The sequence below is a fragment of the Shimia haliotis genome (genome assembly GCF_900114415.1).
GTDB classification, from domain to species: domain Bacteria; phylum Pseudomonadota; class Alphaproteobacteria; order Rhodobacterales; family Rhodobacteraceae; genus Shimia; species Shimia haliotis.
Genome location: NZ_FOSZ01000006.1, coordinates 165,844 through 177,764, shown reverse-complemented (window position 1 = coordinate 177,764; position 11,921 = coordinate 165,844). Strand labels below are relative to the sequence as shown.

The 11,921-nt window shown below is 57.7% G+C and carries 10 protein-coding genes; 3 read left to right on the top strand and 7 right to left on the bottom strand.

The genetic code is table 11. The features are described 5' to 3' along the window. The 7 genes from nosZ to BM069_RS14870 form a co-directional block, all read right to left on the bottom strand. Complete coding sequence (nosZ, locus tag BM069_RS14900) at positions 1 to 1,914, bottom strand: TAT-dependent nitrous-oxide reductase (protein WP_093324987.1); 1,914 nt, start codon at positions 1,912 to 1,914, stop codon at positions 1 to 3. Positions 1,915 to 1,932: 18 nt separating this feature from the next. Then, a complete protein-coding gene (locus tag BM069_RS14895) occupies positions 1,933 to 4,080 on the bottom strand; it encodes a NosR/NirI family protein (RefSeq protein ID WP_093324989.1) in 2,148 nt (715 codons plus the stop codon). Positions 4,081 to 4,115: 35 nt separating this feature from the next. Next, positions 4,116 to 4,562, bottom strand: a complete 447-nt coding sequence (locus BM069_RS14890; protein WP_093324854.1) for a DUF2946 family protein — start codon at positions 4,560 to 4,562, stop codon at positions 4,116 to 4,118. 226 nt (positions 4,563 to 4,788) lie between these two features. Further along, positions 4,789 to 5,928, bottom strand: a complete 1,140-nt coding sequence (gene nagA, locus BM069_RS14885) for an N-acetylglucosamine-6-phosphate deacetylase (RefSeq protein ID WP_093324853.1) — start codon at positions 5,926 to 5,928, stop codon at positions 4,789 to 4,791. After that, the gene (locus tag BM069_RS14880; RefSeq protein ID WP_093324851.1) at positions 5,925 to 6,956 is read right to left on the bottom strand and encodes an SIS domain-containing protein; all 1,032 of its coding nucleotides are present in this window, start codon (positions 6,954 to 6,956) and stop codon (positions 5,925 to 5,927) included. Before BM069_RS14880 ends, nagA begins: the two co-directional genes overlap by 4 nt. 26 nt (positions 6,957 to 6,982) lie before the next feature. After that, positions 6,983 to 7,738, bottom strand: a complete 756-nt coding sequence (locus tag BM069_RS14875; protein ID WP_093324849.1) for a GntR family transcriptional regulator — start codon at positions 7,736 to 7,738, stop codon at positions 6,983 to 6,985. Beyond that, positions 7,725 to 8,612: a glucosamine kinase nucleotide-binding domain-containing protein gene (locus BM069_RS14870; protein WP_093324985.1), complete on the bottom strand. Its 888-nt coding sequence runs from the start codon at positions 8,610 to 8,612 to the stop codon at positions 7,725 to 7,727. The genes BM069_RS14875 and BM069_RS14870 overlap by 14 nt, the downstream gene beginning before the upstream one ends. A 149-nt stretch (positions 8,613 to 8,761) precedes the next feature. Here BM069_RS14870 and BM069_RS14865 point away from each other — a divergent pair, with 149 nt between their 5' ends. The 3 genes from BM069_RS14865 (at position 8,762) to BM069_RS14855 (ending at position 11,913) form a co-directional block, all read left to right on the top strand. Continuing rightward, a complete protein-coding gene (locus BM069_RS14865) occupies positions 8,762 to 9,649 on the top strand; it encodes an N-acetylmuramic acid 6-phosphate etherase (protein ID WP_244503635.1) in 888 nt (295 codons plus the stop codon). Between the two features lie 28 nt (positions 9,650 to 9,677). Continuing rightward, positions 9,678 to 10,931, top strand: coding sequence for an ABC transporter substrate-binding protein (locus tag BM069_RS14860; RefSeq protein WP_093324846.1), 1,254 nt, complete (start codon positions 9,678 to 9,680; stop codon positions 10,929 to 10,931). Between the two features lie 67 nt (positions 10,932 to 10,998). Then, a complete protein-coding gene (locus BM069_RS14855) occupies positions 10,999 to 11,913 on the top strand; it encodes a carbohydrate ABC transporter permease (RefSeq protein ID WP_093324845.1) in 915 nt (304 codons plus the stop codon). Positions 11,914 to 11,921: the final 8 nt, after the last annotated feature.

Sequence of the window (11,921 nt, the reverse complement as noted above, 5' to 3'; positions counted from 1 at the left end):
TTACGCGTCCCGTGGTTCAACGAACATACGGCCGCGCATTTCCATGTGCAGCGCGTGGCAGAACCACTGGCAATAGTACCAGTGAACGCCCGGACGTTCCGCAATAAAGGTCACAGACGCAGTCGCCTGCGGCCCGATTTCCATCGCAACGCCAAAGTTGGCCATACACAGACCGTGGGTCAGATCGTCAATGTCATCAAGGTTGGTCACGATAATCGTCACCTCGTCGCCCTGTTTGACAGTGAACTTCTCCATCGAGAAGGTCGGTGCCTGGCTGGACATGTAAACGCGGACCTTGTTGCCGTCGCGGATGATTTCCTCTTGGTAGTCATCCAGATCAACGCCGTCTGCCTCGGCCTGCTTGCGGGTGTCTGCCCACATCGGGTCGTTGCGGTCATAGGCGTTCACCGGGTTCACAATGTCACGGCGAACGATGATGCTGTCGTGCGGCTCAGCAAAGGTCGGGCCGTCGTGGACCAGATCCATGCCGCCACCAGAGATATCGATCAACTGTTCGTTCTCAGGCTTCAGCGGACCCACGTTCAGGAAGCGGTCCTTAGAGAACTTGTTCATCGAGATCAGCCATTTGCCGTCGGCTTCTTTGGTTTCACCCATCGAAGTCGAGTTGTGGCCCGGCTGGTAGTGCACGTCGACTTTTTCGAGGATCGGATCCACGTCTTCGCCAGCGTACTGTTTGACGGCTGCTTCGAGGTTCCATTTCACAACTTGGCTGTCCAGGAACAGGGTGGTGAAACAGTTGCCTTTGCCATCATAGGCAGTGTGAAGTGGGCCAAGACCCAGCTGCGGTTCCGCAACGATCGCGGAGCGCGGCTCTGCTTCGTCAGCAAAAATCGCGTCCAGTTTGGTCACATCCATCACCGAAACAGTCGGGGATAGTTTACCAGCGATACAAACGTGCTTGCCATCCGGCGCGGTATTGATGCCGTGCGGCGAGTTCGGGATCGGAATGTAGCGGGTGTATTTCTTGTTCGAGCCCTTACGGCCATCGATCACTTTCACACCGTTCAGTTCCTGATAGTCACCCGCGGCGATACCCGCTTCGATTTCTTTCAGGTTGAACACCACAACGTGGTCCAGCTCGTTCTCGGTCATCTCGGCAAGGTTCATACCCATTTCCGAGTTGTACGAGGTCGAGAAGGCATATTTGCCCTGATAGTCACAGTCGGTGTTATCAAGGTTGCCGGTGACCATCACCTGCCACGCCACTTCCATCGTATCACCGTCCAGTGCGGTGTAGATGTTGGTGTACTGGCTTGGATCGTCAAGGATCTTACCGTCGTTCACCAGTGGTGCTTCGTGCTCGCCGTTGGCAAAGACATAACCGGTGCGCGGATATTTCTGCGGACGCAGACCGTGGATGTCATGCGCGTTCGGGATCTCGGTGATCTTGTCGCATTTCATGATGTCACAACGCACACGGGCAACACGGGTGTTGGCCTTGTCGTTCATAAAGATATAGCGACCGTCATAAGTGCCGTCGGTGAACGACATATGCGGGTGGTGAAGGTCGCCATTGTCATAGGTTTCCTTGCCATTGGCAGCGAGGAACTCTTTGGTTTTATCGGTCAGACCTTCGGTCAAAATCTTCAGTGATTCATTGGTCTGGCCCCAGCCGGTAGCCGAGCAACGGTTGAAAACCGGAACGCGCATAAATTCACGCATGGACGGAACGCCCAAAATCCGCAATTCACCGGTCTGACCCGAGGACCAGAAGCCATAGTATTCGTCCAGATCACCCGGCTGCAGGTGCCAGCTGGCGGTCGCAGCGGCTGCAGGCTTGGCGCCCAGCAACGAGGCGCCTACGCCAGTGGTTGCCAGAACCGCGCCAGTGGCGGTCGCTCCCAGCATCCCCCGACGGGTGATATTCAGATTGTTTTTGGTTTCTTCAGACATGTTTTCCTCCATCTGGAATTACGTCGTCTTTGCATTGGGGTGGTTCTTCGGCGCATCCTTCTTGGGGATTTTGATTTCCGAAGATCCGGTTGACGCCCGCCGTTTGAGCTGGCGGATGACAACAGGGCATTTGTCCTCACTCTGGTAGAGCACCTGACAGTGAAGACAGTTCACGCATTCGTTTGGGTTGATCTCACCGGTAGGGTGGATCGCCTGTACGGGACATTCGTTGGCGCAGGTCTGGCACGGCGATCCGCATTCTTTGTAGCGGCGCAGCCAGTCGAACATGCGCATGCGGGCCGGGATCGCCAGTGCGCCGCCCAGAGGGCAGAGGTAGCGACAGTAGAATCGCTCCACAAAGAGACCGGCAAGCAGGAGCAGCAGAGCGAAGACCACAAAAGGCCAGTCCCGTACGAATTTGAGAATGATCGCGGTTTTGAACGGCTCAACTTCGGCTAGTTGCTCCGCCATCTGGATCGAGGCCAGCGACACGCCGAACAGGCCGAGGAAGATCATATATTTGATCGGCCAGAGGCGCTCATGCAGGCCCCATGGCAGGGTCCATTGCGGCACTTTGAAGTAGCGCGCGATCTGGTTGGTCAGTTCCTGAAGCGCACCAAAGGGGCAGAGCCAGCCACAATAGGCCCCACGACCCCAGAACAGCAGCGCTGCGGCGATGGCGAACCACTGGATGAACACAAGCGGATCCATCAGGAAGGCATCCCAAGTGAAGCCCGCCCGCAGGCTGCCCGCCAGCGCCATGATGTTCACCACCGAAAGCTGCGCGTTGGCGTACCAGCCAATAAAGAATAGCGTCATGGTAAGAAAACCGATGCGGAACCAGTAGAACCGACGCGGCTTCCATGTGGCCTGAAACTGAAAGAAGAAGGTCGCGGTCAGCACCAGTAGCATCGCACAAAGAACGGCGATCTCGACCGCCTTATCCTTCCAGATACGTTGCCACAGCGCCGCTTTGGCAGCCGCCTCGTCAGAGGCATCATCCACAACTGTGGCGACTGGCAGCGGCAGCATGAACCGTTCCGGCAGCTTGTAGCCAAGATCCCATGTCAGAAAGACACGATCCAACGCTCCGACCGAACGCTGCACCAGCAATTGCAGCCGGAATCCAAGGGTCGGATCAAACTCTGAGTCCGCCGGAATTTTGAAAATGTCCAACTCGCGGAAGCTCGGGGAATCCTCGGTCGCCAAGGCGCCAAGGCGGCGGTGCATCTTGTCAAAGAAGCGCACAGAGTTGTCGCCCTGAATAAGCTGGATACGGTCAAAAATCCCGCCACGTACGTAGCCTGAACCTTTGAAAGAGTATTTGCCGCGCCCCAGCACCAAAATCGCGTGCTCGCCCTCGTCAAGCCATTCAACCAGGTTCTCATATTCGTGGTCGCCCAGCAGCGTACGACCGATCGACGGCACACTCACCAAAGCCATGTGCATGTCGATAAAGGTGTCGTCAGGCTCGCCCTTCTCGGGGCGTTTGGCCGCGCGCTCGTCGTCCATTTGTTCAAAGGCAGTGTTCACCTGCCCCACATCCAGCGTCAATCGGCGCACCGAGCCGTCACCGGCCAGCGTCTCCCAATCTTCAACCGTGTCTACGGCCATATCCAGATCGCGTTTGGGTCCGGTCTGCACCGGAGACAACCCGCCAAGCCCAAGAGCCCGCGCCACTTTGATGCCACCCCGCACAAGGCTGTCGTCAATCACCATGATCGTGACCGTCGCGCCTGAAATAATGTCGAGATCATGGGACTCACCGCCCGATGCGGCTTCGGCCTTCAGATCAAGCCCCGCATAGCCTTCGGTCAACTCAACCATCCGCGCGTTGGGAATGCCGATCAGGACAATTGGTTCTGAGTGTTTGACCAGCTTCACACCGCTCAACACGGCGTCGTTGTCAATCGCGGCCACCACATGGATCGGCTTGCCCGAATATCCTGTGGTGCCAACAAAATCAGATGTGAGAAACGCCCAGGCAACCGTTTCCCCGTCCTTCAGAACAGGCGCTACCGGAACGCCCTGCCGTACGGGGCCAAACGACTGGGCCTCGGGATACAAATCCGAAGGTGTCAGGTCGGTCAAAAAGCTGGAAAGGCTGTCTGCTTTGGCGCCGGATCCGGCCAAAAAGCCGATGGCAACTATCAAAGAGACAATCATGCGACTCAGCGCTTGAAAAATGGAGATTTTTTGTCTCATGCCGGGGCCTCAATTTTGGTGTGGCCCAAAGCGGTTTTCGTCTGGGACAGGGATGCCCAGATGGAGAAAGGCTTATGCGATGGGGGGCCACGGACTTGTGGAACAATCAGCTGCAAATGCGCTTGGCTCGTATCTTCAAGGATGCGCCAGAGCTGATTGCCGATTTCAGGTTTCGGGAACGCCATGTCCACGGCAGCAAGAGTTTCGCCGCCGGTTACACTCACACACCAGTCGCACGTCAGACACTTCGGGCACGGCTCGCTTGGACCGCGCTCCGAGGTAACCTCTTCTGCGTCGCCGTTCGGCAAAATGCGCACCAGCTTGGCGCCGTCTGTGCCACAGATCACGATCAAATCATCGGCCATTGCGCCCACCACACCCGCGTGACCCATCTGAGGCATGACCAGCTTTGCCACAAAGAGCAGCAAGACAAGACACCCCACGAGGGATCCGAGAATGTTTGATTGACGCTTAGCGGCGCGGTGCAAGACATCGTCCTTTCGACGGTATCCTGCTCAATTATTGGGCATAGCTTGGATCGACATTGACCTGCATCAAGCGCCGCCCTCGAAAATAGAGCGACCAACCTCCAAAATCCTCAAAAATTAACTATTTATCAACAACTTACCGTACTTTTCCGGCAAAATTTTGCCGATGAGAAAATACGTCTTAAGCTGTGGCGCTGCGAACTGTTTCCAGATCCGCCCCCAGTCTGATCACATCTGAGATAAGCACGCCCTCTCTGAGTCGCCCGACAGAATCAAGCCCGACAACGCATGCTGGGCCAGCTGTTGCGGCATGCAATGCGGCCTCAAGGGACACGCCGACATCGCGCACCATGACCCGAATCGCAGTTGTCAGATCCAGATCCGCGCCCGCGAGCGTGCCGTCCTCAAGCGTCAATTGCCCGTCGCGCCGTGCGATGTGCCGCCCCTCAAGCTCAAAGCCCGTCAAATCGGTGCCGGCAACGGCCATCGCATCACTCACAAGAAAAATCCGCCCCGGGCCGCGTTTGGCATCCCATGCCGCGCGCACCGATTGCGGGTGCACATGCACCCCATCCGCAATCAGGCCGGCCGACACCGATCCCGACGCAAGAACCGCGCCCACCAGTCCGGGCTCGCGATTGCCCATCTGGCTCATGGCGTTAAAAAGGTGGGTGGCACAGGTGGCACCGGCGGCAAAATAATCCATGCAGGTGTCAAACGGCGCATCCGTGTGCCCAAGGGACACCACAATGCCCGCTTCATGCAAAGCCTGAACCTGAGCAACAGACACCGTCTCCGGCGCCACAGTCACCATCAGCGCCGGCAGCTTGTCCGCCGCGCTCAGCAACTCGGCAAGGTCGGCGTCTTCCATCTTGCGGATCAAGGCCGCATCATGCGCGCCCTTGCGGGCAACTGACAAATGTGGCCCCTCAAGGTGAAGCCCTCCGATGCCTGCAACGCCCTGTTCGATCGCCGAAACGGCCGCCGCAATTGTGGCGCGCGTTTTTTCCGGAGTGTCGGTAATAAGGGTCGGCAGGATCGTTTGGCAGCCAAGACTGCGGTGTGCTTTGGCCATGCGCGCCAACGTTGCCACTGTGGGCGCATCATTCAACATAAGCCCGTCGCCGCCGTTGACCTGCACATCCACATACCCCGGCGACAGAATATCCCCCGCCAGATCCACGACATGACCGCCAGTGACGCTTGCCTCTGGCCCCATAGCCACAAGCCGGCCGGCATCAAATTGCGCGGCCCAACCTTGATGCAAGGCTTCCCCGTCAAAGATCGGACCGCCGCGGAATGTCGTCATGCCAGATGTCATACGGTTTCCGTCACTTTCTTAAGGTGGCGCGGTGCATCCGGGTTGATGCCACGAGCTGCTGCGACCTGCTCCACCATGCCGTAAAACGATACGATGACGGCAATCGGATCGGTGATCCAATGATCCGTGCGCACATGCGGCAGCGTGGCCGCCTGCTTGACCTTGTTGGTGGTGGCAAACACATTGGCGCCTTTGGCAACCAAGGCATCCGCGACCTCGGCAACACTGTCTTCTGCGGCGTCGCCCGCAGCGAAGGCAATCACCGGAAATCCGCTTTCCACAATCGAAACCGGCCCGTGCAACACTTCGGCTGTCGAATAGCTCTCGGCATGGATCTGGCAGGTTTCCTTGAACTTCAGAGCGGCCTCATTTGACACAGCCCAACTCGGCCCTCGCCCCAGCGCAAACAGGGACCGGCCGTCCACCGCATCCACCACCGAAGACCAGTCGCATTGAGTCGCTTTCGCCAAATGCTCCGGCAATGCATGGATCGCCCCAAGCAAATCCGCATCGCCTTTCATCTCCGCCAGCAACCAAAGGCCCGCCACCATGGACGTCACAAATGTCTTGGTCGCAGCAACCGAGAGCTCCGGTCCCGCATGAATGTCGAGAGTCGCATTTGTTGCGACTGCCAACGGAGAGGTCACATCATTGGTCACAGCCACCGTATAGGCACCGGTTTTGCCAAAAGCTTCGGTCAGACGCACAATGTCAGGGCTTTGGCCGGACTGCGACACCGATATGCACAGAGCCCCCTCGCCTGCCACGTCCACGCCATAGATGGACTTGATCGACGGCCCGACGGAGGCCATCGGCAATCCAAGCAACAACTCGCTCGCGTACTTCATGAAGCTGGCCGCGTGATCGGATGACCCGCGCGCCACCGACAACAAAAACAGCGGATCCCTTTCACGAATTTCTGCGGCCGTGGTTTGCACCGACGTTTTACCGACGTTTAACAGACGCTCTACAGCCTCCGGAATTTCCAGAATTTCACGCTTCATGCGGGTCGCGGTATCAGCAGACATTTTGGCAGCCTTTCGCAGAAAAAGGGTCAGGAGGAGAGGCGCAGTTCCGCCACGAAATCGTAGGCGTCCCCGCGATACAAAGATCGGGTCAATTCGGCCACGCGGCCGCTTTCAAGATAAGAGGTGCGCTGGATCGACAGACCGGCGGTGCCCTCCGCAACCCCAAGCAATTCCGCCTCCAAAGGTTCAAGATTGATGGCAGAGATTTTTTGCACAGCCCGTACCGGACGCATGCCGTTGCGCTCCAGTACAGCATAAAGAGAGGTGGTGACTTCGGTCGGGTTCGGCAGGATATCCAGCGGCAACGACGCGCGCTCAAGCGCCATCGGCTGCCCTCCCGCTTCGCGCAGTCGATAAATCCGCGAAACCGAGTCTCCCGCCGCAAGCCCAAGGGCAACGACTTCGTCCGGTGAGGGCATAAAGACGCCTCTCTCCAACCACTTGGATGTGGTATCCTTGCCGCGGCGCTTCATGTCCTCGGTGAAGGACGTAAGATGAGAAAGCGATTGCTCCACCTTCTCTACCGGCGCACGCACAAACGAGCCCGACCCCTGACGCTGTTCAATCGCGCCTTGTTTGACCAATTCCTGAATGGCCTTGCGCACAGTCACACGGGACAACTCCGTGATTTCCGCAATTTCCCGCTCTGGTGGAAGGGAGCTGTTTGGCGGCAGAACACCAGAGGAAATCCCCTCCTCCAAACGGTGACGGAGCTGCACGTAACGCGGGCCGGACGTGCGCCCAAGCCATTCTTTTGGCTGAAGAAAGTCAGTGACCTCCATCGGCAACCTCCCTGCTGAAATCTTCGGCCAGCGACAATGCCCCATCCATCGGCTCACCCTGCTTGGGGGTCAGGCAGGCCCGCATATCCGCAGGCAAATACCCTGCATAAATTGGACCGATGCCTCCTGTCAGGCAGATCGGAAAACCGTCTCGCCAACCCATTTTTCGCAGCGTTTCAGCCATTTCGAAAGCAGCATCCTGCATGACGGACAACGCCAGCGTGTCACCATTTGCAGCCGCCTTTGAAACCGCCGGAGCCAACTCGCCAAATTCCGCGGGCGACGCCGACGCAGCAAAAGCCACAATGCCTGCCGTCCCGCCAAACCTGTCCATCATGGACGCCGACAATTCAGAGACATCCGCCAATCCATCTGCAATGACCAATGTCCGCGCCAGAGCTTGCCGCCCGACCCATTGTGCCGAAGACGGATCCCCCAACACGGATCCCCAGCCACCTGCCAGCCTTACAATTCCATCTACCCGCGCAGCGACAAATGACCCAGTGCCGCAATGCGCCACAAAGCCATCCCCTGCTCCGACGGCCCCACGCAGAGCGGAGGGCCGGTCATCCTCAACCCTGATGTGTTGCAGCGGCAAAGCGGCCGCGACGCGGCCTGCAATGGCTGCGCCGGTCACACCGGCCAACCCCGCATAGGCGGGAATTGAACAAAGCCTTTGCATCGCCACGCCCGATTCCTTCGCGAGTTGCGTCAAACCAGAAAGGATTTCCCGAATCGCCGCCTCAAAATTGGTGGATACATTGGCGGAACCAGTCTCAACGCGCGTGAAATTTCCTACGCCACGTAAGGCGATACGGCAGCGCGTGCCGCCGCCATCTATGGCCAGAACCGGAGTGGTATGCGATTTCATCATATGCATACCTATATAATACCTATTGCGATCTGTGAACCCAAAAACCATCCCAATTCGCAGTTTTCAGGCAGAATTGGCGAACCCGAAACAAAATGGTAGACAAATGGTATCTAAAAGGTATTCTCAACCGCAATCAAAGGGGGAATCACGTGTCTGCCAAGGTCACAGAGCAAATCCATGCAAGCGCAGCTGGGCTGGACGCACGCCCGCTGACTGAGATTGCCGAGATTCTGGCCGAGGCACAGGCTGAGGCCGCACGAGCCACTCTTCCTGCAAGCAGAGACATTGCCGCTGGCAGCGAAGCCATGGCCGCAACAATCAAGACAGGCGGAACATTGCATTATGTTGCAGCTGGCTCCTCGGGGCTGATGGCTGCAGCCGATGCGATGGAATTGGGCGGCACTTTTGGCATTCCCAGCAAACAAATTCGCATTCATATGGCTGGCGGCATTCCACAATCGGCAGACATGCCAGGTGACACGGAAGACGCCACAGACGCTTTGGCGAATGCCCTCGCGGATCTTGGCACGAAAGACACCGTGATTGCAGTTTCGGCAAGCGGAACAACGCCTTATACCCTTGCCGCGCAAGAAATCGCTCAAAGGGCGGGGGCGACGGTGATCGGGATTGCCAACAATTCCGGCTCGGCTTTACTTCTTGAATCAGATATTGCGATTTGCCTGGAAACCCCGCCGGAGGTGCTTTCGGGCTCTACACGGATGGGCGCCGGAACCGCTCAGAAGATCGCTCTCAATATGATGTCGACGCTCATGGCTGTAAAACTTGGCCATGTGCATGACGGGATGATGGTCAATCTGCGTGCAGACAACATCAAGCTGCGAGAACGCGCGAAGACCATTGTAAAAACCATTGCGGGCAGCGCCGACGAAGTCGCTGCAAGTGCCCTGCAAGCCACGAACGGCGACGTCAAAGCCGCCGTTCTTTGCGCCTCAGGCGTAGATCTACCATCCACTGCCCTCCGCCTTTTGGAGGAGGCGGACGGCAATCTGCGCAAAGCGCTCAACCAACTGACCTAAATCAAAAAACCAACCCTGGGAGGACACCATGACACGCAACATCCTAAAGATGGCACTGGCCAGCACCGCGCTGGTTGCCACGACGGCATATGCCGACGACGTCACGCTGACGATCGAAAGCTGGCGCAACGACGACCTAGCGCTTTGGCAGGAACAGATTATTCCCGCGTTCGAAGCCGCCAACCCCGGCATCAAAGTGAAATTCACCCCGTCGGCCCCCGCCGAGTACAACGCAATCCTGAACTCCAAACTGGAAGCAGGCTCCGCCGGTGACCTGATCACCTGTCGCCCGTTTGACGCATCACTGGCGCTCTATGACGCGGGCCACCTGAGCGATCTGAGCGACATGGACGCCATGGGCAACTTCTCCGACGTGGCAAAATCCGCGTGGCAGACCGACGACGGCTCCGCCAGCTTCTGCGTTCCGATGGCATCGGTGATCCACGGCTTTATCTACAACAAAGACGCCTTTGCCGAACTGGGCCTTGAGGCGCCGACAACCGAAGCCGAGTTCTTTGCCGCACTGGAAGCCTTCAAGGCGGACGGCAACTATATCCCGATGGCGATGGGCACCAACGACCAGTGGGAAGCCGCGACGATGGGCTACAACAACATCGGTCCGAACTACTGGAAGGGTGAAGAAGGCCGCCGTGCGTTGATTGCAGGTGAGCAGAAGCTGACCGACGAACAGTGGGTTGCACCTTATGCCACGCTGGCCAAATGGGCCGACTATCTGGGCGACGGCTACGAAGCACAGACCTATCCCGACAGCCAGAACCTGTTCACACTGGGCCGCGCAGCAGTTTATCCGGCAGGCAGCTGGGAAGTTTCGGGCTTCAACAACCTCGCCGACTTTGAGATGGGCGCCTTCAAGCCGCCGGTCATGAACGCAGGCGACACCTGCTACATCTCTGACCACACCGACATCGGCATCGGCATGAACGCCGCGAGCCCGAACGCAGAGGCCGCACGTACCTTCCTTGCGTGGGTCGGAAGCACCGAATTCGCAACAATCTTCGCCAACGCACTGCCGGGCTTCTATCCGTTGTCCAACGCACCGGTCGAGATCGAAGACCCGCTGGCGAAAGAATTTGTAAGCTGGCGTGGCGAGTGTGAAAGCACCATCCGCTCCACTTATCAGATCCTGTCGCGCGGCACGCCGAACTTGGAAAATGACACCTGGGGCGCGTCTGTGGCTGCAATCAAAGGCACAGAAACCCCCGAAGCACTGGGCGCCAAGCTGCAAGAAGGTCTTGCCAGCTGGTATGCCCCGCAACAGTAAGTCTCCCTGCTGTTGCTGACCTCCGGGCGGCCCTGTGCCGCCCGGTATCCTAAGGAGTATCTCTCTTATGCAACCCCGACGCATCAGATGGCACATCGTCGTGTTTCTGGCCCCTGCAGTGCTGGTTTACACCGCGGTAATGATCTTTCCGCTCTTCAACACTCTGCGGCTCGCGCTTTATAGCCGGATCGACCAAGAGCGTATTTTTGTGGGGATGGAGAACTTCCGGACTCTGTTTTTTGACCCGATCTGGTCCGAGCAATTCTGGAATGCGCTTGGAAATAATTTCTGGTTCTTCATCGTTCACATGCTGGTGCAAAACCCCATCGGCGTTGCCCTTGCCGCGATCCTCAGCCACCCGCGACTGCGCTTTGCCGCGCTTTATCGTTCTGCCATCTTCATCCCCACGATCCTGTCTTTCGTGATCGTCGGCTTTGCATGGAAACTGATCCTGTCCCCTATTTGGGGCATCGCGCCCGATATGCTTGATATGGTGGGCCTCAAGTCGCTTTTTGCCCCGTGGCTCGGAAAAGAAGAATACGCTCTGACCACCCTTGCGCTTGTATCTGTCTGGCAGTTCGTCGGCATCCCGATGATGCTGATCTATGCCGCCCTCCTGACCATTCCTGAAGAAATTCTCGAAGCAGGGGAAATTGACGGCATCACCGGCTTTGCAGCTTTCTGGAAGATCAAGCTTCCGCTCATTCTGCCCTCGATCGGCATCATCTCGATCCTGACATTTGTGGGCAATTTCAACGCCTTTGACCTGATCTACACCACCCAAGGCGCGCTCGCTGGGCCGGATTTCTCAACCGATATCCTTGGCACCTTCATGTATCGCACCTTCTTCGGCTTCCAGCTGCAACTAGGCGACCCGCACATGGGCTCCGCCATCGCCGGCGCCATGTTTGCGATCATTCTGGTCGGGGTTTGCATCTATCTCTTTGGCATCCAGACGCGCATGCGTCGGTATCAGATGTGAGGACGGAT